Raw genomic sequence first — 19547 nt, 5'->3', positions numbered from 1 at the left:
GCCGCCTGGCCCCGTCATGCTGTGCGTTCCGCCGGTGGGGCGCGGCCGCATGTTGCTATCTGGCGCCCGCGCCCCGGCATCTGGCGCCCCAGGGGTGAGGGCACCGGAGAGCGAGCGGGAGGAGGCGGGAGCGATGACGGACGACGAGCCGCTGCGGGTGGCGGTGATCATCGGCAGCACGCGCGAAGGACGGATCGGCGACGCGGTCGGCCGCTGGTTCATGGAGCGCGCCCGGGCACGGGACGAGCTGGACCTCGCCGTGCTGGACCTCGCGGAGTTCGACTTCCCCGTGCACTACCCGCAGCAGGCGACACGGCAGATGACCGAGTTCACCGGAGCGATCGGGAGGGCCGAGGCCTTCGTGGTGGTCACCCCGGAGTACAACCGCTCCTTCCCCGCCTCCCTCAAGCAGGCCATCGACTTCGCGTACGACGAGTGGCAGGCCAAGCCGGTCGGCTTCGTGAGCTACGGGCACGGCTCCTCCGGGCTCTACGCGGTGGAGCAGCTCCGCTCGGTCTTCACGGAGCTGCACACGGTGACCCTGCGCAACGGGGTCGCGCTCGACCTCCTGCACATACCGCTGGACGACCACACCGGGGCCTGCGCGCGGGACCGGGCGGTGCGGCTGATGCTCGACCAGCTCGGCTGGTGGGGCCGGGCCCTGCGCGAGGCCCGGGCGGTCCGCCCGTACGTCTCCTGACGGCCGGGACGGCGACGGCACACCCCAGAGACAACGACGACGACGTACAAGGAATGGATTCATGAGCACTGAACTGGCCATCGAGACCGCGGGGCTGGTGAAGGTCTTCGGCGAGAACCGCGCGGTGGACGGCGTCGACCTCGCGGTCCCGACCGGCACCGTCTACGGGGTCCTCGGACCCAACGGGGCCGGGAAGACCACCACCGTACGGATGCTCGCGACGCTGCTCCGCCCCGACGGCGGGACGGCCCACGTGTTCGGCAAGGACGTGGTGAAGGAGCCCGACGCGGTCCGCAGCCGGGTCAGCCTCACCGGGCAGTACGCCTCGGTGGACGAGGACCTCACCGGCAACGAGAACCTCGTCCTGCTCGCCCGCCTCCTCGGCCACTCCAAGCCCGCGGCCCGCGACCGGGCGGCCCAGCTGCTCGAAGGGTTCGGGCTGAGCGAGGCGGCGGGCAAGCAGGTGAAGAACTACTCGGGAGGCATGCGGCGCCGCATCGACATCGCCGCCTCCATCCTCAACACCCCCGACGTGCTCTTCCTGGACGAGCCGACCACCGGGCTCGACCCGCGCAGCCGCAACCAGGTCTGGGACATCGTGCGCGCGGTCGTCGCCCAGGGCACCACGGTCCTGCTGACCACGCAGTATCTGGACGAGGCCGACCAACTGGCCTCCCGGATCGCGGTGATCGACCACGGCCGGGTGATCGCCGAGGGCACCAAGGGCGAGTTGAAGGCCTCCGTCGGCTCCGGCACGGTCCATCTGCGGCTGCGCGACGCGGCCCAGCGGCCCGAGGCCGAGCGGGTGCTCTCCCTCGCGCTGGACGCCTCGGTCGTGCTGGACGCGGACCCGGTGGCGCTGACCGCCCGGATCGACGCCCACGGCTCCGACCGGGGCGCGGCGGAACAGGCGGCACGGGCGCTGGCCGAGCTGGCCCGGTCCGGCATCACGGTCGACACCTTCTCGCTGGGACAGCCCAGCCTCGACGAGGTCTTCCTCGCCCTCACGGACAAGAAGGGGGTGGCGGCATGAGCACCACGACCACCAAGACGGAGCTGGAGGACGTCGCGCTCGCGGCGCCGGACGCGGAGCGCCTGTCGGCTCTCCTGGTCGGTCTGGACCGGCCGCCGAGGCCCAGCGCGCTCTCGGCCTCGCTCACCTTCGGCTGGCGGGCCATGCTGAAGATCAAGCATGTGCCGGAGCAGCTCTTCGATGTGACGGCCTTTCCGATCATGCTCGTCCTGATGTACACGTACCTCTTCGGAGGGGCGCTGGCCGGCTCCACGCAGGAGTACATCCAGTTCCTGCTGCCCGGCATCCTGGTGATGAGCGTCGTGATGATCACGATGTACACGGGCGTCGCGGTCAACACCGACATCGCCAAGGGCGTCTTCGACCGGTTCCGTACGCTGCCGATCTGGCGGCCCGCACCGATGGTCGGCTACCTGCTCGGGGACGTCCTGCGCTATCTGCTGGCCTCGGTGGTGATGCTCACCGTCGGCATGATCATCGGCTTCCGGCCGGAGGGCGGGGTGCTCGGGGTGCTGGCCGGGGTGGCCCTGCTGCTCGTGTTCTCGTTCGCGTTCTCGTGGATCTGGACCATGTTCGGGCTGATGCTGCGCACGGAGAAGTCCGTGATGGGCGTCAGCATGATGGTGATCTTCCCGCTGACCTTCCTCAGCAATGTCTTCGTCCTCCCGAGCACGATGCCGGGCTGGCTGCAGGCATTCGTGAACAACAGCCCCATCACCCACCTGGTCTCGGCGGTGCGCGGGCTGATGGCGGGCGACTGGCCCGTCGCGGATCTCGCCTGGTCGCTGGGGTGGGCCGGAGTGATCATGCTCGTCTTCGGCGCCGTGACGATGCGGCTCTACAACCGGAAGTGACCGGTGGCGGCTGTGACCCGGCGTCGACGGGGCGTCGGGTGACCCCCCCCCCTGGGGGGGGGGGCCGCGCCTGGGTTGGGCCCCCACCCGGCTCCGGCGAGGCCCGGCGGGGGCCCGCTGGGGGCACCGCGGAAGCACCCGAGGGGCCGGGTCCGACACGATCGGCGCCGATCGTCGTCAAGGCGGACCTACCGAGGATGCGGGGCGGGAAGCCATTTATGGGATGAACATGACGCACCTCACGCGTGGCCTGCGTCACGCGGGCCACTCCCGTGGCGCCGCGCCCCCGGAACCGGGGGCGCGCTCCGGGGATCCGGCGTCAGGCCAACTCGCGCAGTGCCGCGCCGATCGCGGCGACGCCTTCGACGAGCGGACCGGGCGGGTCGGCGGCATAGCCGAGGACGAGGCCGGGGCGGCCGGGCACCTGCCGGTGCCACGACAGGGGCTGGCACTTCACACCCCGGGCCAGTGCGGCGGCGCAGAGCGCGGTGTCGGTCACGTCCGCCGCGTAGGTGACGGTCAGGTGCAGCCCGGCGGCCGCGCCGTGCACGACCGCCCCCGGCAGATGCTCGGCGACGGCGCCGATCACCGCGTCGCGACGCCGGGTGTGGCGGCCGCGGAGCAGCCGCAGATGCCGCTCCAGCCGGCCCGACTCCATCAGGCGGGCGAGGACCAGCTGCGGCAGCACCGCGTTGCCCAGGTCGCTGAAGCGCTTCGCCTCGGCCAGCGCCCGGCGGTGGCGGGGCGGCGGAACCATCCAGCCGATCCGCAGCGCGGGTGCGAGCAGCTTCGAGACGCTGCCCAGGTAGCACAGCCGGTCCGGGAGCCGGGCACCGAGCGCGGGCACGGGCGGCCGGTCGTAGCGGTGCTCCGCGTCGTAGTCGTCCTCCAGGACCAGTCCGCCGTCCGCGGCCCAGCGCAGCAGCTCGCGGCGGCGCCCGCCGCTGGTCACGACGCCGGTGGGGAACTGGTGGGCCGGGGTGACGAGCACCGCCGGCGCGCCCGTGGCGCGGAGCGCGTCGACGCGCAGGCCCTCGCCGTCCACCGGTACCGGGGGAGTCTCCAGGCCCCCGTTCCGCAGGTGCTGGCGGGTGCCGAGCGAGCCGGGGTCCTCCACCGCGACGCTGGTGACGCCCTCCTCCCGCAGCACGGGGTGCAGCAGGGTGAGCGCCTGGGCGGTGCCCGCGACGATCAGCACCCCCTCGGGCTCGACCCGGATGCCCCGGCCGCGCGCGAGCCAGTCCGCGACGGCGCGGCGCAGCCGCGGGGCGCCGCGCGGGTCGCCGTAGCCGAGGTCCTGGGCCGACAACTCGGCGAGCACGGCCCGCTCGGCCTGCAGCCAGGCCGCGCGGGGGAAGGCGGACAGGTCGGGCCGTCCGGGGGTCAGGTCGATGCGGGCCGGGGCCGCGCGCAGCGCGTCGAAGGTCTCCGGGTCGGGCTCGCCGGCGAACAGGGCCCGGGGCCCGGGGGCGTCCCGGCCCTGCTCCGGAGCCGCGCCCCGGGGCGCGGCGGGCGGCGGTACGGGGGCCGCGACCACCACCGTGCCGCCGCGCCGCCGCCCTTCGAGCTGGCCCTCCTCGGCGAGGCGCCGGTAGGACTCGGTGACCACCCCCCGGGACAGTCCCAGTTCGGCGGCGAGCACCCGGGTGGGCGGCAGCCTGCCGCCGACGGTCAGGCGGCCGTCGGCGATCGCCTGCCGCAGCCGCTCGGCCAGCCAGTCCGCCTTGCCGCCCGCGGGCGCGTCGCCGGCGTCCAGCTGAAGGAAGTCGGAGCCCGCCACCGGGGATTCGGGGGCGCCCCGGTCCGGGGCCGGGCGGCCCGTGTCCTCCCCCGCCTGCCGCTCCCTGCTCACGGGGCCCATGCTGCCATGGTCGGCAGGGGGCCCGGCGGGGAGTTCAGCCCCCACCGCCGAGGTCGAACTCCGGCGCCCCGGGGGTGAGGAGCGCCGTGGCGGGGGCGGTGCCCCAGTGGGCGGCGATGTCCCCGGCGAGTGTCGCCATCAGCTGTGCGACGGTCCCCGCACCGCCGTCGTGCAGGGCCTCCGCGACCACCAGGATCCGGTCGGTGTGCCGGTGGACGGCGGAGTGGCCGCTCTGCCGGTTGGTCCAGCGGCGGGAGTGCGCCCGCCCGTCTGAGTCGACACAGGTCACCTCGCCCGGCGCCGGGTGCTCGATGCCGCCCCCGAAGGCCGTGCAGTGCTCGTCACCGCGTGCGTGGCGCACCTCCAGCAGCGGGCCGGCGACGCGGTCCGCGTCGAGGACCGCGACCGGGACGGCGTACGCGGCGGACACCGCGTTGCACGGGTCGACCACCGGATGGATCCGGGGCAGCTCCCCCTCCCTGCGCAGCCGCCGCAGCAGGGCCTCCGAGGCGCACCGGTACCGCGTGGGCCTCAGGCCCATGCGGGCGTAGGCCCGCCGCCAGGCCGGCACTTCGGGGAACCGGCCCTCGGGGGTGGCGGACAGCCGGGCCGCGGCGCGGGCGGTGTGGGCCGCCGCGCGCGCCGTCACGTCGGTGGGGCCGCCGACGCCCCGGGCGTGGAGCGCGCCCCCGGCGAGCCCCGGGTTCAGGGACCGGACCTCGGCGGTGTGCCGGAACCGCATTCACGCCACCGCCAGTCGCGCGCCCAGGCCCACGAAGCAGGCGGCGATCACCCCGCGGACGCCGGTCAGCACCCGCGGCCGGGCCAGCACCCGGTCCCGTACGGCCGCCGCGCACAGGCCGTAGGCCGTGAACACCACGAAGGTGAGGGCCAGGAACACCCCGCCGAGGCGGAGCATCGCGCCGAGCGAGCCGGGTCCCCCGATGGGCACGAACTGGGGGAGGAACGCCACGAAGAACATCATCGGCTTCGGGTTGAGCAGGTTGAGGAGCACGGCGGAGACGACCACCCGCGCCGCCGGACGCGGCTCGCCCCGCTCCTCGACGGCCAGCGCGCCGCGGTCGCGCAGCATGGTCCACGCCATGTACAGCAGGTAGCCCGCGCCGAGGTACTTCACCGCGTGGTAGGCGGGGGCGCTGGTGTGCAGCAGGGCGGCGAGACCGGTGGCCGCCGCCGCGAGGTGCGGCAGGACGCCGAGCGTGCAGCCGAACGCGGCCACCACGCCCGCCCGCCTGCCGTGGGACAGCCCGGCGGCGAGGGTGTACAGCACGCCGGCCCCGGGGGTGACCACCACGGCCAGGGCGGTCAGGAGGAACGCGATACTCAACAGGACTCCGCGAGGTCGTAGGTTCCTCCCACCCTGCTGCGGCCGTGGTCCGAAGGACAGAGCCAAAACGTGCCCTGGCCACTGGTCCAAAGCCGAGGGGCCCGGGGCGGTCCGGCGGCCCGGCGGCCCGGCGCCCGCGCCGCCCACCGGCTCGGCCGCCACCGCGCGAATCCGCCGCGGACGGCTCACCTCTCCACAACCTCGCGGGGCGGAGCAACTAGGCTCGGAGCCCAGTGCGACCGGACGGTCCGGACCGCCGCGGGCAGCCGCCCGGACCGCCGGAGCGGCCGGGGCGAGGACGGAGGGACGGGATGACCGTGCCGGGGCGCAGAAGCAGCACCTTCATCCGGCTCCTGAGACTCGGCTTCACCGACCCGTCCGCCGCCGAACGGCTGCTGGCCCTGCCCGAGATGACCCCGGTGCTGGGCGACCCGGTCCTGCTGGACGCGCTCGGCGGCACGGCCGACCCCGACCTCGCCCTCCGCTCCCTGGTGCGCGTCGTGGAGGCCCACCGGGACGAGGACGCCCGGCGCCGCTTCCTCGACACCCTGGTCACCGCCAAGCCCCTGCGCGACCGGCTGCTCGGCGTCCTCGGCTCCTCCGAGGCCCTCGGCGACCACCTGGCCCGGCACCCGGGCGACTGGCAGGCGCTGCTCACCTACGAGTCCGCCGACCTCCATCCGGGCGTCGCCGAGTTCGAGCGCGGGCTCGCCGAGGCCGTCGACCCCGTCTCGCTGCGTGTCGCCTACCGCCGCTGCCTGCTCGCCATCGCCGCCCGCGACGTGTGCGGGACCACGGGCGTGGCCGAGGCGGCGGCCGAGCTGGCCGACCTGGCGACCGCCACGCTGCGCGCCGCGCTCGCCCTCGCCCGCGCCGCCGCCCCCGAGGACGCCGCCGCCTGCCGGCTGGCCGTCATCGCGATGGGCAAGTGCGGCGGCCACGAACTCAACTACGTCTCCGACGTGGACGTGATCTTCGTGGCGGAGCCGCTGGGCGGGACCGAGGAGGCCAAGGCCCTCCAGGCGGCGACCCGCCTCGCCTCCCATCTGATGCGGATCTGCTCCGAGACCACCGTCGAGGGCGCCATCTGGCCCGTCGACGCCAACCTGCGGCCCGAGGGCCGCAACGGGCCCCTGGTTCGCACCCTCTCCAGCCACCTGGCCTACTACCAGCGCTGGGCGAAGACCTGGGAGTTCCAGGCCCTGCTGAAGGCCCGCCCGGTCGCCGGGGACCTGTCGCTCGGGGAGGACTACATCGAGGCCCTGGGACCCCTGGTCTGGCAGGCCGCGGAGCGGGAGAACTTCGTCGCCGACGTGCAGAGCATGCGCCGCCGGGTGGTCGACAACATCCCCGCCGCCGAGATCGACCGCGAACTCAAGCTCGGCCCGGGCGGCCTGCGCGACGTCGAGTTCGCCGTCCAACTCCTGCAACTGGTGCACGGCCGCAGCGACGCCACCCTGCGCAGCGGCACCACCCTGGACGCCCTGCGGGCCCTCGCCGCGGGCGGCTACGTCGGGCGGGTCGACGCCGCCCAGCTGGACGAGGCGTACCGCTTCCTGCGCGCCCTGGAGCACCGCATCCAGCTCCACCGCCTGCGCCGCACCCATCTGGTGCCGGAGGGCGAGGAGGACCTGCGCCGCCTCGGGCGGTCCCTGGGGCTGCGCACCGAGCCAGTCACCGCGCTCAACCGCGAGTGGCGCCGGCACGCCGCCGTGGTCCGCAGGCTCCACGAGAAGCTGTTCTACCGGCCGCTGCTGGACGCCGTCGCGCAACTCGCCCCGGGCGAGACCCGGCTCAGCGCCAAGGCGGCCAGGCAGCGGCTGGAGGCCCTCGGGTACGCGGACCCCGCGGCGGCGCTGCGGCACCTGGAGGCCCTCTCCTCCGGCGTCAGCCGCAAGGCCGCCATCCAGCGGACCCTGCTGCCCGTGCTGCTCGGCTGGTTCGCCGACTCCGCCGACCCCGACGCCGGCCTGCTCGGCTTCCGGAAGGTCTCCGACGCCCTCGGCAAGACCCCCTGGTACCTGCGTCTGCTGCGCGACGAGGGAGCCGCCGCCGAGAACCTGGCCCGGGTGCTGTCCGCCGGGCGGCTCGCCCCGGACCTGCTGCTCCGCGCCCCCGAGGCGGTCGCCATCCTCGGTGACCCGGAGGGCCTCGGGCCGCGCGGCCGGGACCACCTGGAGCAGGAGGTGCTGGCCGCGGTCGGCCGGGCCGGAACCGCGGAGGCGGCCGTGGCCGCGGCCCGGGGGGTGCGCCGGAGGGAGCTGTTCCGTACCGCCGCGGCGGACCTCATCGGCTCCTACGGCACCGAGGACACACCCGCCGAGGCCGACCCCGGGGCGCTGGTCGACCGGGTGGGCAGCGCGATCACCGACCTCACGGCGGCGACCCTGGCGGGCGCGCTGCGTGCCGCCGTCTCCGGCCCCTGGGGCGAGACCCTGCCGACCCGCTTCGCCGTCATCGGCGTGGGCCGCTTCGGCGGCGGGGAGCTCGGCTACGGCTCCGACGCCGACGTCCTGTTCGTCCACGAGCCTCGGGAGGGGGTCGACGAGCAGGAGGCCGCGCGGGCGGCCAGCACCGTGGTCGCCGAGATGCGGCGGCTGCTCCAGCTCCCGACGGCCGACCCGCCGCTGCTCATCGACGCCGACCTGCGGCCCGAGGGCAAGAGCGGGCCCCTGGTGCGCACCCTCGCCTCCTACGGCGCCTACTACCGCCGCTGGTCGCTGGTGTGGGAGAGCCAGGCGCTGCTGCGGGCCCGCCCGATGGCGGGGGACGCGGAGCTGGGCCGGCGCTTCATGGACCTCGTCGACCCGCTGCGGTATCCCGTGGAGGGCCTCGGTGAGGACGCGGTCCGTGAGATCCGGCGGCTCAAGGCGCGGATGGAGTCGGAGCGGCTGCCGAGGGGCGCCGACCCGACCCTCCACACCAAGCTGGGGCGCGGCGGCCTCAGCGATGTCGAGTGGACCGTGCAGCTGCTCCAGATGCGCCACGGCTGGGCCGAGCCCGGCCTGCGCACGACCCGTACCCGCGAGGCCCTCGCCGCGGCGCAGGCCGCCGGGCTGATCGCCACGGAGGACGCGGCCGTCCTCGACGAGGCGTGGGTGCTGGCGACGCGGGTGCGCAACGCGGTGATGCTGGTCCGGGGCCGGGCGGGCGACACCTTCCCCTCGGACCGCCGCGAGGTCGCGGCCGTGGGGCGCTACCTCGGCTACGGGCCGGGCCACGCCGGGGACATGCTCGACGACTACCGCAGGACCACCCGCCGGGCGCGCGCGGTGGTCGAGGAGCTCTTCTACGGGGCCTGACGGGGCCTGACACGGGGCCGTTCCACGAGGCCTGACGGGGCCGCTGTGCCCGGCGGGACGCGCGGGGTGCGGGGGACGGGTGCCGCAGGTCCCGGCCCCGCCGTGCCGGTGCCCGCAGGCCCCCGGCCCTCAGACCGTCGGGCGGCCCCGGGTGGTGAGACCGGGGAGGAAGAGTTCCAGCCAGCGGCGGCGCACCGCCGGGCCCTGGTCGGTGGGGGCCGTGGCGAGCAGCAGCAGGAAGTCCTCCACCGTGACGTCGGGGTGGAGGTCCCCCTCCGCCCGGGCGGCGGCGATCAGCCGCCCCATCGCCGTGCCTCCGCGCTCCTCGTAGGGCTGGGCGCCGCCGGTGGCGCCCAGCTCCCGCGCGGCGGCCTTCACCGTGCGGTCCGCCGCCGCGCTCTCGACGACCCGGTGGACCAGTGCGGTGATCTCCGCGAGTGCCCCCGCGCCGCCGTCCACCCGGTCGGCGGCGGCCTCGACGTCCGCGGCCATCCGCGCCGTGTGCTCCGCGATCACGGCCCCGACCAGGTCGGTCTTGGTGGGGAAGTGGCGGTAGAGGGTCCCCACGGCCACACCGGCGGCCTCGGCGATGGCGTCCATGGGGGCGTCGGGGCCCAGCAGGGTGATCTGCTCCCGCGCGGCCGACAGGATCCGCGCCCGGTTGCGGACGGCGTCGGCGCGCATCGGCCGGGCCCGGTCCATGCCTTCCTCCTGTCCCACCGCTGCTGCCGCTTGCTCGGCCCCGCCCAGGGGACGCCCGGCGCGGCGGTATCCGGAAGTGAAGGGTAGTTCACCCTCTTCACGCCGGCCGGGGCCGCCCGTGCCGACGTGCGGGCCTCCGGGGGTTGCAAGAAGATGAACCCGAGTTCATGATAAACCTGAGTGGCGGTTCACTTTAACCGCCGGCTCGTGGCCCCCCTCCCATCCCGACGAAGGACTCCCCATGGCTCCCAAGGTCGCACTCGTCACCGGCGCCTCCTCCGGCATCGGCGAGGCCGCCGCCCTGCGCCTCGCCGCCCGCGGCTTCACCGTCTACGGAGCGGCCCGCCGCGTCGACCGGATGGCCCCGCTCGCCGAGCAGGGGGTGCACGTCCTGGCGATGGACGTCACCGACGACGCCTCCCTCCGGGCGGGCGTGGACCGGATCTCCACCGAGGCGGGCGGCGTCGACGTCCTGGTGAACAACGCCGGATACGGCTCCTACGGGGCCGTCGAGGACGTGCCCCTCGACGAGGCCCGCCGCCAGTTCGAGGTCAACGTTTTCGGCGCCGCCCGGCTCACCCAGCTGGTGCTGCCCGGGATGCGGGCCCGGCGCAGCGGCCGCGTGGTCAACATCTCCTCCATGGGCGGCAAGCTCGCCATGCCGTTCGGCGGCTGGTACCACGCCACCAAGTTCGCCCTGGAGGGGCTGAGCGACAGCCTCCGCGCCGAGGTCGCCCCGTTCGGCATCGACGTGGTGGTGATCGAGCCGGGTGGCATCCGCACCGAGTGGGGCGGCATCGCCGCCGACGGCCTGCGCGCCACCTCGGGGGAGGGCGCCTATGCGCGCGAGGCGACCGCCATGGCCGGCGTGCTCGCCGGAGAGGCCGGGCCGCGGCGCAGCTCGCCGCCCTCGGTCATCGCCGAGGCGGTCGCCAAGGCCGCCACCGCCCGGCGCCCGCGCACCCGCTATGCCGTGGGCTTCGGTGCCAAGCCGATGATCGCCGCCCGCGCCGCGCTGCCCGACCGGGCCTTCGACGCCTTCGTCCGGCGCGCCCTCCGCCTGCCCGCCTGACACGGCCCCGCGTCGCCCCCGGGTGCCACGCCCCCGTGCCGAGCGCCGCATGACCGGGGCCCGGCTCGGGTCTACTCGGAGCGGCCCCCGGAGTGGGCGGCGGCCCGGTGCCGCAGCCGCCCGAGCCGGACGGCCCCCGGCCGCCGCGGGCGGTTCGCGTCCTCGGCCGCCACCAGCTGCGGCAGCCGGTGCGGCAGCGCCCGGTACCAGGCGTAGGAGACGGCGAAGCCGAAGGCCAGGCAGAGCATGCCGCCGACCGCGTCCAGCCAGAAGTGGTTGGCGGTGGCCACGATGACCACCAGCGTGGCCACCGGGTACAGCGCGCCGAGGATCCTCGCCCAGGGAGCGGCCGCCAGTGCGCAGATGATCACTCCGCACCACAGCGACCAGCCGATGTGCATCGAGGGCATGGCCGCGTACTGGTTCGACATGTTCTTGAGGTTGCCCGAGGCCATCGAGCCCCAGGTCTGGTGGACGAGCACGGTGTCGATGAAGTTCTGCCCGTTCATCAACCGGGGGGGAGCGAGCGGATACAGGTAGTAACCGGCCAGGGCCACACCGGTGGTGGCGAACAGCACCGTCCGGGCGGCGGCGTAGCGGCCGGGGTGGCGCCGGTAGAGCCAGACCAGCACGCCGATGGTCACCACGAAGTGCAGCGTCGCGTAGTAGTAGTTCATCGACACGACCAGCCATGTCACCGAGTTCACGGCATGGTTGACCGACTGCTCCACCGCTATGCCGAGCGCCTTCTCCGCCTCCCAGATCCAGTCGGCGTTGCGCAGCGCGGAGGCCCGCTGCTCCGGTACCGCGTTGCGGATCAGCGAGTAGGTCCAGTAACTGACAGCGATCAGCAGGATCTCGAACCAGATCCGGGGGCGCCGCGGGGCCCGCGGGGGGCGGGACCACCCGGTGCGGCGTTCCTCGCGCCCGTGGGCAGACTCCGCAGCGGCCTCGTCGCCCACCGTGGGTGACGGGGTCGCCGTCCGGCTGTCCAGAGTCTTCACGGTCGCTTCACCCATGGGACGAGAGTCTGCCAGAAACACGGCCCACTCTGATCATCCCTCCGGTGGGTCCGGACCGCACCCGGTCCACCCTACGGACGACGGGTGTCCCGGGGGTGCGGCAGGGACGCCCCGCGCGGTGCCGAGGCCGTCGAGCCGCGGACGACCAGCTCGGGCATGAACACGAACTCGCCGTGCACCGGAGCCCGCCGCCCGCCGCCGGCCGGGCCGCCGTCGCCGATCTCCTCCAGCAGCGCGCGGACCGCGGCCTGGCCCATCGCGGGAACGGGTTTGCGCACCGTGGTCAGTGGAGGATCGGTGAAGGCGATCAGCGGGGAGTCGTCGAAGCCGACCACCGAGACGTCCCCCGGTACCCGGAGCCCCCGCTGCCGGGCCGCCCGGATGGCCCCCAGGGCCATCATGTCGCTGGCGCACACGATCGCCGTGCACCCGCGGTCCATCAGTGCCGCCGCGGCCGCCTGGCCGCCCTCCAGTGTGTACAGGGAGTGCTGTATCCGTTCCCGCTCGACCTCCGCCGGATCGCCGCCGAGCTGCTCCCCCACGGCCCGGACGAAGCCCTCGATCTTCCGCTGGACCGGGACGAAGCGCCGGGGCCCGACGGCCAGTCCGAGGCGCGTGTGCCCGAGCGAGACCAGATGCGCGACCGCCAGCTGCATCGCACCGCGGTCGTCGGGCGAGATGAAGGGCGCGCTGACCAGGGGCGAGAAGCCGTCGACCAGGACGAAGGGCACATCCTGGGCCCGCAGCCGGGCGTAGCGGTCCATGTCCGCGGTGGTGTCGGCGTGCAGCCCCGAGACGAAGATGATGCCCGAAACACCCCGCTCCACCAGCATTTCGGTGAGCTCGTCCTCGGTGGAGCCGCCGGGTGTCTGGGTCGCGAGGACCGGGGTGTACCCCTGCCGGGTCAGCGCCTGCCCGATCACCTGCGCGAGCGCCGGGAAGATCGGGTTCTCCAACTCGGGCGTGATGAGCCCGACCAGACCGGCGCTGCGTCGGCGCAGCCGCACCGGGCGCTCGTAGCCGAGCACGTCGAGCGCGGCGAGGACGGACTGGCGGGTGGTCGCGGCGACTCCCGGCTTCCCGTTGAGGACGCGGCTCACCGTCGCTTCGCTGACCCCCGCCTGGGCGGCTATGTCGGCCAGGCGTGCGGGTGCGGTCACGGATTGGACTGTACCGGTCCGCCCGGCGCGTGCACACACCGCCCGGCACCGGCCGGCGTCCCGCGCAGGGGCGCGCCCGCCCCGCGCCCGCCGGTCGTCCGCCCCGCCCCGTGGCGCCCGGCTACCGTGTCCGCTGCGGCGGGACCGCGAGCACGGCGGGCGCCAGGCGGGCCAGCCGGCCGACCAGCTCGCCGAAGGGCCCGTCCGCGGGCTCCCCGGCCAGCACGTCCACCAGTACGGCCGCCATCGCCTCGTCGTACGCGGCGCTCACCGCCGTCAACGCCGCGAAGTCGTGCACCAGTTGGAGCTCCAGCTCGGCCCGGGGGACCTCCCGGCCGTCCAGCCAGAGCAGCGCCGTCGACTCGGCGAGCGACACCCAGGAGCGGACCACCAGCGCCAGCCGCGGCGAGGGTTCGGCGACCCCCAGGTGCGCGAGGATCTGCGTGTACGCGGCCTGGCGCACCTCGTCGACCATCGCGCTGGCCGCGGAGGACCCCGCCGCCGGGCCGCCGCGCATCAACGCCGAGAAACCGGGGCCGTGTTCGTCGACGAAGTCGAAGAACCGCCCCATCACCCGCAGCAGACGGGCGCCGAGCGGGCCCTCGTGCGGCTCCTCGAACAGGGCCGCCAACTGCTCCGCGGCCCGCCGCAGCGCAGCCTCGTACAGGCTCTGCTTGCCCGGGAAGTAGTGGTACACCAGCGGGCGGGAGATCCCGGCCGCGGCCGCGATCTCGTCGATCGAGACGTCGTCGGGGGAGCGGCTGCCGAACAACTCCAGCGCCACGCCGATCAGCTGCCGCCTGCGCTCCTCGACGCCCATCCTTCTGCGCACCCCGGTCGTCATGCGTACACCCTATCGAGCGCCCGCAACAGGCACCCGCCGTGCCGCCCCGGCGGCCCCCGCGGTCCGTGCGGCGGCGGAGCCGCTCAGCGCAGCGCACCGACCCGAGTACCGTCCGCCAGAACCCCGTTGGGCTCCGCCCGGACCCCCTCGGGAGCGCGGACGGCCAGCACCGGGCCCGGGCCCTCGCCCCGCACCCCGCCGGAGAGCGCCACCGAGCGGAACGGTCCGCCGCCCGCGGCCAGCGCGTACCACTGCCCCGCCCGCGACCGCCACATCACCCCCGCCAGCACCCGGGGCGTGCGCGCCCCGCAGGCCGGGGAGTCCTCCGCCTCGGCCACGACCGCCGCCGGGACTCCGGTCCGCGTGCCGGGCGCCTGGAACCGGGCGCTCACCCGCACGCCGTCCCCCCGCCAGGTCTCCGCGCGGGTGCACAGCCAGGTGGCCGTCCCGTTCGCCTCCGGCAGCCGCTGCCGCGCGTACGCCCAGGCGTTGACCTCCCGGACACCGTGCGCCCGCAGCCCCGGCAGGGCGCAGGCCGTGCGCGCCCACAGGTCCCCCGCCTCCGGGCCGGTCGCGTCGGCGGGGGCGTCCGGCGGCCCGAAGGTGAGCCGGGCGGGGGTGAGTTCGCCCAGGTCGGTCAGGAGCCGCCGCCCGCCCTCCGCATCGCGCACCGCCAGCACCGGCCATGCCGAGCACCCCCGCCCGCGGGCCGCACCGCGCAGCGGGGCCGTCACCCCCGAGGCGTCCCGGACCAGGGCGCGGTCCGGTGCCCCGGGGGCGAGCAGGTCGCCCGCGGACACCTCCCGCACCCACGGTGCGGTGAGGTAGCGGACCCGGCCGCCCGCCCGCCCGACCACCAGCGCCGCCGCCGACACCGCGTCCGCGGCGTCGGTGCGGGCGAAGTCCAGCGCGGGGGCGCCGGAGGTCTCGCGCAGGGGCTCGCTGTACCGCACGGCCCGCAGCCCGTCGTGCAGCAGCACCACCCGGGCGCGCCCCACCTCCCCGGCGAACAGCAGGCGGGCCGGGCCCGACGGCGGCCCCGAGGCCGTTCCGGGCGCCGCCGACACCGTGACCCGCTCCCCCGGGGAGGCCCACGCCTGAAGGGCCCTGCGCAGCAGCGCGGTGTCGCCGACCAGGGCCCCCCGGGCCGGCCAGACCGAGAAGTCCCGCCGCGCGGCGGTCTCCCACGCCGCCGGTGCCGCCCGCACCAGCCGGGCCGGATCGACCGCCGCCCCCGACGCCCCGCCCCCGGCCGTCCCGCCGCTCCCCGGGGGGCCCAGCAGCAGTCCGCAGACGGCGGCGGCCGCGAGCGCCGCGGCACCCGTCCTCAGGCGCCGTCGCCGCCGCGCCAGGTCCGGCGGCCGCACCCGCAGCGAGCAGGCGTCGAACTCCGGCGAGCGGAACAGCTCCGGCCCGTACTCCCGCAGCGGGACCCCGTCCGCCTCCGCCAGGGCGGCGGCCGGGTCACCGGCCCCCGCGGCGGCCAGCACCCGGTGCGCGCCCGCGTCGTCCAGCCCGTCCAGACCGCGCAGCACACAGGCCGCCCTGCCCTGCGGGGAGAGGGCCGCGAGACGCTGGTCGAGCGCCAGTTCGGCACAGCCGCCCGGGTGGGGGAGCACCCGCAGCCCCCAGATCCGCGGCAGCAGCCACGGCGGCCGCGTGCCGAACCGGGGCGTGCGCAGGGCGTGCCGCAGCAGCCGCTCGCGGGCCCCGGCGTAGCCCGGCCCCGGGTGCGCGCCCCCCAGCCCCGGGTGCGCGCCTCCCGGCCCCGGGTGCGCGCCTCCCGCTTCCGGCTGCCGGGCACGCGGCAGCCCCGCCGCCCGGCCCCGCCCGGCACCACCGGCCGGGAGCCCCTCGCGCCCGCCCCCGTCGCGGGTGCCGCGGGCCGGGTGCTCCCCGGACCCGGAGGGCGCCAGCACGCGCTGGACCAGCGCATGCGCGGCGAGCACCCGGCGCCCGCGCCCCGCCGCCGAGGGCAGCACCAGGTAGGCGAACCGCACCAGCAGGGGGTAGTCCTCGACCGGAGCGGATGCGGCGGCACCCCTCCGGGAGGGGCGCTGCGGAGGCACGGCGGACGCGGTGTTCGTTTGCTGCGGGTGCACGTCCAGCAGAACGAGGACCGCCCCTCCCGGTCACCCGGTCACCCGCGCCCGCGGCTCGGCCGGAGCCGTTCGGACCGGCCCCCTGCCCCCGCCCGCGGGTCAGCCGTCCGCCGGCGCGACCAGCCGCTCGCGCACCGCCGCCACGTCCGCCCGGGACACCCCGAGACCCTCGCGGACGTAGCCCTCCATCGACCCGTACCGGGACTCGGCCTCGTCCAGGCCCGCCGCCAGGTACTCCGGCACCACCCCGATCAGCGCCAGGGCCGTCTCGGGGCGGCCGCCCTGCATGGTGAACCCCTCCACCAGGGGCGCCAGCGCCTCGCGCACCGCGGCGTTGACGGCGAGGTACTCCGCCTCCACCACCTCGCGCTCCGCCCCGAGCAGCATCAGCACCACCGCCGCCGCCCAGCCGGTGCGGTCCTTGCCGGCGGTGCAGTGGAACAGCAGCGGCACCGCCTCCGGCCGGGCGAGCTCCTCCAGGAACACCCGGTACGACGCCCTCGCCGACGCGGTCGTCACGAAGCCGCGGTAGATCGCGCCGAAGAGTTCCGCGGCCCGCCCGTCGCCGAGTTCCCGCTCCGCCGCCACCGGGTCCACGAGCAGCCTCCGCAGCCGGGCGGCAGCCGGGAGGAGACCCGCGGCGATCTGGTCCGCGAGCACGTCGGCGGAGAGCAGCCGCGCCCCCGGGGGGATCCGGTCGGGACGCTCCTCCCGCTCCCCGCGGGTGCGGAAGTCGACGACCGTGCGCACCCCCAGCGAGGCGACCGCGGGATCGGTCCGGGTGTCGAGCCGGTCCAGCTGCCCGGACCGGAAGAGCACCCCCTCGCGCACCCGCTGCCCGTCCGGCAGCGGGATGCCGCCCAGATCCCGGAGGTTGGCGACGGTGGTGGAGGGGATGGCGTTCATACGCCGGAATCTAGTGCCGCGCCGGGCGGGGGCCTTGCCGGCACGACCCCGACACGCCAACCCGGCGGCGTCGCGGGAGGTGCGGCGTGCGGGCCTTACCCGCGGTTCGGGCCCCGGGAGGGGGTGCGAAGCGGCACGATGGCCGGATGCGGACGAGCAAGAGAACACACACGGGACGCGCGGTCCGGGCGGCACTGGCGGCCGGGGCCCTCCTGCTGGCGGCGGGCTGCTCCTCGGGCGGCGATGCCGAGGTGCCCGAGGAGGCCTCCGGAAGCCTGGAGGAGCTGGCACGCCAGGCGGACTGCGACCCCAACATCCAGGCCGAGGCCGAGGAGCTGCGGCAGGCCAACTGCACCACGGCCGACGGGCGGTACATCCTGACCACCTTCGCCACCGACCGCGGCCAGCGGGAGTGGATCAACGAGGCGAACGACTACGGCGGCACCTACCTGGTGGGCCGCAAGTGGGTCGCCGTCGGGGACGAGACCGTGGTGGCGGCCCTGAGGGGGCGGCTCGGCGGGACGGTGGAGACGGGTGCCGACCACGGCTCCGGCCACGGCTCCGGCCACGACGCCCCGAGCGGGGGCCCGGAGGACGGCGGTCACGGGGAGGACCACGAGGACGGCGGTCACGGCGGGTAGTACACCCCGCGGAGCGCAGAAGCCGGCCCGAGGCCGGAGAACAGGCCCGAGCGGGCCGGCCCGGAGGACCTCCGGGCCGGCCCGGAAGGACCGCTGCCCACGGCACCGTCCGCACGCACGGGGGCCGGGGCCCGGCTGGAGTACTCCAGCCGGGCCCCGGCCCCTTGGCGGTTCCGCGGGCGCCGGTGGTCCTAGCGGACCACCCGCCCCTGGCGGATCAGCGGCATGAGCGGCCGCCGTTGATGCACTTCACCACCGTCCTCATCAGCCGCTCGTCGAAGACGTTGACGAAGTCGCCGTGGTCGGTGATGGGCTTGTGCAGCTGCTCGGGGAACGAGTCCACCGCGAACACCACCGGGTTCCCGCTGTTGAAGTCCGGTGCCGGCACGTCGTAGACGATGCGCTGGACCAGCTGCGGGATGGCACGGAAGCCGTTCGGGCACCGCCCGCTCCCGTCGGCGAAGGCCACATGGGTGCGGTGGTTCGCGCTGTCGATGTTCTGGCCGTCCCAGCAGCTCTGGAACTTGAAGGTCCGCACCACCGAACTGCCCTCGGGGCAGATCGGGTACTTGTCCTTCAGCTGTCGGTTCTCGAAGCCCGTGCAGCTCCAGGAGGCGTTGGCATTGGCATCGCCGTTCACGAATGCCTTGGCGTCACCGGTGATGATGCGCAGCAGGCGCGGCATCGCCGTCACCTTGCTCCGCGGGTTGCCGACGAAGGTCAGGGTGACCTCGGACGGCGTCTGGATCTCGCCGACGTTCTGGTCGTTGCCGCCACCGTCCTCGTTGGCGTCGGCCTCCTGCTGGCCGTTCTGCAGGCGCAGCACGGGCCAGTAGTAGCTTGACCGGTCGCCCTGGTTGCGGCAGGTCGTGTCGCCTGCCGCGAGGTCGTCGTCGCTGGCGAAGGCGTCGTTGGCCTGGTTGCCCACGTAGTCGTGCATATGGTGTGCGCCGTTGGCCACGCCGGGTGCGACGATGATGTTGTCCGGGTTGAACTTGCCGTTGGCGTTCACCCCGCACTCCGTGGTGAACGTGCCCCGGGAGGCGCCGCGTCGGTTGCGCGGCTCCCGCACGTTGGGCTGGACGTTCTCGATCTGGACGAAGTCGCCCGCGACCGGGCCGTTCCCCGCCTGGCCGGCGCCGTTCTGGTCGTTGCCGTTCTGGTCGTTCCCGTTCTGCCCGCCGTCGTTCTGGTCGTTGCCGTTCTGGTCGTTCCCGTTCTGGTCGTTGCCGTTCTGGCCGCCGCCGTTGTCATCGGCGCGCAGGGTGCAGGGGGCCATCTTCTCCAGCCCCTTGGGCCGCTCCGCCGAGCGGTCGATCAGTGCGACGATGCGCTGGATGATCACCAGGCGCTCGTTGCGCAGCGGTGCCAGGATCTGGTTCTCGCCGTACCGCCGGTCCGCCACCACCCGCTGCCGGTTCTGGGCGAAGCGCTGGTAGGCGGCCGTGATCTGGTTGTCCAGCGTGGCGAGTTGGCGGTCGACCGCGAACCTCTGGTCGTCGGGGACCACCTCCAACGAGTCGCCGACGTCCGGGCAGTCGATCGTGGAGACCTGCTGTCCGGCGGCAGCCCGGATCTTGTTCTGCTTGCCGTGCCCGCTCGGCCACCACCCCTGACCGGCGGAGGCGTAGGAGTTGACCGCGAGCAGCCCACCCCCGCCCAGGATCAGGGCAGCCGAGGCGGCGATCGCCCGGTTGGCCAGTTTCGAGCGTTTTCTTGATGTGCGTCCCATGGAACTCCTCTGCTTCGTTGCCGGGGGCGCAAGGGATGGGAAGGGGGTAAATAGGGGGTCCCGGCAGAGGGAGAAGCGCGCCGTTCCATACGGGTGGGGCGTGCGGGGCGTTCACCGCCCCCGGTGATTCGTGGGAAGCTCCAGCGTCATACGGCCGCATAGGGCGCACAGCGGACGCGACCGTCCGCGGGCGCCCAGGCCCTCCCTGCGAGGGCCGCCGGAGGGCGCGGCGCTGTACGCGCGGACAGCGCAGCGGGCCGGCCGCCGG

The 19547-nt window shown here is 75.3% G+C and carries 16 protein-coding genes; 6 read left to right on the top strand and 10 right to left on the bottom strand.

Translation table 11 applies throughout. The features are described from left to right. Nucleotides 1-133 precede the first annotated feature (133 nt). The 3 genes from ACGF15_RS19400 to ACGF15_RS19390 all read left to right on the top strand — a co-directional run bounded on the left by ACGF15_RS19400 (nucleotide 134) and on the right by ACGF15_RS19390 (nucleotide 2587). Complete coding sequence (locus ACGF15_RS19400) at nucleotides 134-700, top strand: NADPH-dependent FMN reductase (RefSeq protein ID WP_019763372.1); 567 nt, start codon at nucleotides 134-136, stop codon at nucleotides 698-700. Between the two features lie 61 nt (nucleotides 701-761). Continuing rightward, on the top strand, nucleotides 762-1733 hold the full coding sequence (locus ACGF15_RS19395) for an ATP-binding cassette domain-containing protein (RefSeq protein WP_392800397.1): 972 nt from the start codon (nucleotides 762-764) through the stop codon (nucleotides 1731-1733). Then, on the top strand, nucleotides 1730-2587 hold the full coding sequence (locus tag ACGF15_RS19390; protein ID WP_053560414.1) for an ABC transporter permease: 858 nt from the start codon (nucleotides 1730-1732) through the stop codon (nucleotides 2585-2587). Before ACGF15_RS19395 ends, ACGF15_RS19390 begins: the two co-directional genes overlap by 4 nt. Before the next feature lie 319 nt (nucleotides 2588-2906). Here ACGF15_RS19390 and ACGF15_RS19385 read toward each other — a convergent pair whose 3' ends face one another. From ACGF15_RS19385 to ACGF15_RS19375, 3 genes are read right to left on the bottom strand one after another with little or no spacing between them, the layout of a single operon-like run. Next, nucleotides 2907-4448 carry a PLP-dependent aminotransferase family protein gene (locus tag ACGF15_RS19385; RefSeq protein WP_345610003.1) on the bottom strand — a complete coding sequence of 514 codons (1542 nt, stop codon included), beginning with the start codon at nucleotides 4446-4448 and terminating at the stop codon, nucleotides 2907-2909. Between the two features lie 34 nt (nucleotides 4449-4482). Further along, complete coding sequence (locus ACGF15_RS19380) at nucleotides 4483-5190, bottom strand: phenylalanine--tRNA ligase beta subunit-related protein (protein ID WP_345610001.1); 708 nt, start codon at nucleotides 5188-5190, stop codon at nucleotides 4483-4485. Beyond that, on the bottom strand, nucleotides 5191-5796 hold the full coding sequence (locus ACGF15_RS19375) for a LysE family translocator (RefSeq protein WP_345609999.1): 606 nt from the start codon (nucleotides 5794-5796) through the stop codon (nucleotides 5191-5193). Nucleotides 5797-6107: 311 nt separating this feature from the next. On the opposite strand from ACGF15_RS19375, the gene ACGF15_RS19370 reads away from it, so the two are divergent. Continuing rightward, a complete protein-coding gene (locus ACGF15_RS19370; RefSeq protein WP_345609997.1) occupies nucleotides 6108-9098 on the top strand; it encodes a bifunctional [glutamine synthetase] adenylyltransferase/[glutamine synthetase]-adenylyl-L-tyrosine phosphorylase in 2991 nt (996 codons plus the stop codon). 129 nt (nucleotides 9099-9227) lie between these two features. Here ACGF15_RS19370 and ACGF15_RS19365 read toward each other — a convergent pair whose 3' ends face one another. Then, nucleotides 9228-9800 carry a TetR family transcriptional regulator gene (locus ACGF15_RS19365; protein ID WP_392800392.1) on the bottom strand — a complete coding sequence of 191 codons (573 nt, stop codon included), beginning with the start codon at nucleotides 9798-9800 and terminating at the stop codon, nucleotides 9228-9230. Nucleotides 9801-10041: 241 nt separating this feature from the next. On the opposite strand from ACGF15_RS19365, the gene ACGF15_RS19360 reads away from it, so the two are divergent. After that, nucleotides 10042-10872 carry an oxidoreductase gene (locus tag ACGF15_RS19360; RefSeq protein ID WP_345609993.1) on the top strand — a complete coding sequence of 277 codons (831 nt, stop codon included), beginning with the start codon at nucleotides 10042-10044 and terminating at the stop codon, nucleotides 10870-10872. Between the two features lie 71 nt (nucleotides 10873-10943). Here the strand turns inward: ACGF15_RS19360 and ACGF15_RS19355 are convergent, their stop codons facing one another. The 5 genes from ACGF15_RS19355 to ACGF15_RS19335 all read right to left on the bottom strand — a co-directional run bounded on the left by ACGF15_RS19355 (nucleotide 10944) and on the right by ACGF15_RS19335 (nucleotide 16906). Then, nucleotides 10944-11891 carry a phosphatase PAP2 family protein gene (locus ACGF15_RS19355; protein ID WP_360652610.1) on the bottom strand — a complete coding sequence of 316 codons (948 nt, stop codon included), beginning with the start codon at nucleotides 11889-11891 and terminating at the stop codon, nucleotides 10944-10946. 74 nt (nucleotides 11892-11965) lie between these two features. Then, nucleotides 11966-13054: a LacI family DNA-binding transcriptional regulator gene (locus ACGF15_RS19350; RefSeq protein ID WP_345609989.1), complete on the bottom strand. Its 1089-nt coding sequence runs from the start codon at nucleotides 13052-13054 to the stop codon at nucleotides 11966-11968. 121 nt (nucleotides 13055-13175) lie between these two features. Further along, nucleotides 13176-13898: a TetR/AcrR family transcriptional regulator gene (locus tag ACGF15_RS19345; RefSeq protein ID WP_345609987.1), complete on the bottom strand. Its 723-nt coding sequence runs from the start codon at nucleotides 13896-13898 to the stop codon at nucleotides 13176-13178. A gap of 83 nt (nucleotides 13899-13981) precedes the next feature. Then, nucleotides 13982-16000 carry a hypothetical protein gene (locus ACGF15_RS19340; RefSeq protein ID WP_392800386.1) on the bottom strand — a complete coding sequence of 673 codons (2019 nt, stop codon included), beginning with the start codon at nucleotides 15998-16000 and terminating at the stop codon, nucleotides 13982-13984. Nucleotides 16001-16099: 99 nt separating this feature from the next. Beyond that, a complete protein-coding gene (locus ACGF15_RS19335) occupies nucleotides 16100-16906 on the bottom strand; it encodes a tyrosine-protein phosphatase (protein ID WP_362613636.1) in 807 nt (268 codons plus the stop codon). 146 nt (nucleotides 16907-17052) lie between these two features. Here ACGF15_RS19335 and ACGF15_RS19330 point away from each other — a divergent pair, with 146 nt between their 5' ends. Beyond that, nucleotides 17053-17547 (top strand): hypothetical protein, encoded by a 495-nt coding sequence (locus tag ACGF15_RS19330; RefSeq protein ID WP_392800383.1) that lies wholly within the window; start codon nucleotides 17053-17055, stop codon nucleotides 17545-17547. Nucleotides 17548-17764: 217 nt separating this feature from the next. Here the strand turns inward: ACGF15_RS19330 and ACGF15_RS19325 are convergent, their stop codons facing one another. Beyond that, a complete protein-coding gene (locus tag ACGF15_RS19325) occupies nucleotides 17765-19279 on the bottom strand; it encodes a DUF1996 domain-containing protein (protein ID WP_392800380.1) in 1515 nt (504 codons plus the stop codon). Nucleotides 19280-19547: the final 268 nt, after the last annotated feature.

Source organism: Streptomyces sp. NPDC048001, assembly GCF_043203115.1.
GTDB lineage: Bacteria > Actinomycetota > Actinomycetes > Streptomycetales > Streptomycetaceae > Streptomyces > Streptomyces sanyensis.
Note: the sequence above shows the minus strand (reverse complement) of the source record. Positions and strands in the feature narration are given on the sequence as shown.

What these genes read in the sequence shown, in the direction of transcription:
- ACGF15_RS19380 (WP_345610001.1), bottom strand. Translation starts at nt 5,190, where the DNA reads ATGCGGTTCCGGCACACCGCCGAGGTCCGGTCCCTGAACCCGGGGCTC.
- ACGF15_RS19335 (WP_362613636.1), bottom strand. Translation starts at nt 16,906, where the DNA reads ATGAACGCCATCCCCTCCACCACCGTCGCCAACCTCCGGGATCTGGGC.
- ACGF15_RS19370 (WP_345609997.1), top strand. Translation starts at nt 6,108, where the DNA reads ATGACCGTGCCGGGGCGCAGAAGCAGCACCTTCATCCGGCTCCTGAGA.
- ACGF15_RS19395 (WP_392800397.1), top strand. Translation starts at nt 762, where the DNA reads ATGAGCACTGAACTGGCCATCGAGACCGCGGGGCTGGTGAAGGTCTTC.
- ACGF15_RS19385 (WP_345610003.1), bottom strand. Translation starts at nt 4,448, where the DNA reads ATGGGCCCCGTGAGCAGGGAGCGGCAGGCGGGGGAGGACACGGGCCGC.
- ACGF15_RS19400 (WP_019763372.1), top strand. Translation starts at nt 134, where the DNA reads ATGACGGACGACGAGCCGCTGCGGGTGGCGGTGATCATCGGCAGCACG.
- ACGF15_RS19365 (WP_392800392.1), bottom strand. Translation starts at nt 9,800, where the DNA reads ATGGACCGGGCCCGGCCGATGCGCGCCGACGCCGTCCGCAACCGGGCG.
- ACGF15_RS19355 (WP_360652610.1), bottom strand. Translation starts at nt 11,891, where the DNA reads ATGGGTGAAGCGACCGTGAAGACTCTGGACAGCCGGACGGCGACCCCG.
- ACGF15_RS19360 (WP_345609993.1), top strand. Translation starts at nt 10,042, where the DNA reads ATGGCTCCCAAGGTCGCACTCGTCACCGGCGCCTCCTCCGGCATCGGC.
- ACGF15_RS19390 (WP_053560414.1), top strand. Translation starts at nt 1,730, where the DNA reads ATGAGCACCACGACCACCAAGACGGAGCTGGAGGACGTCGCGCTCGCG.
- ACGF15_RS19345 (WP_345609987.1), bottom strand. Translation starts at nt 13,898, where the DNA reads ATGACGACCGGGGTGCGCAGAAGGATGGGCGTCGAGGAGCGCAGGCGG.
- ACGF15_RS19325 (WP_392800380.1), bottom strand. Translation starts at nt 19,279, where the DNA reads ATGGGACGCACATCAAGAAAACGCTCGAAACTGGCCAACCGGGCGATC.
- ACGF15_RS19330 (WP_392800383.1), top strand. Translation starts at nt 17,053, where the DNA reads ATGCGGACGAGCAAGAGAACACACACGGGACGCGCGGTCCGGGCGGCA.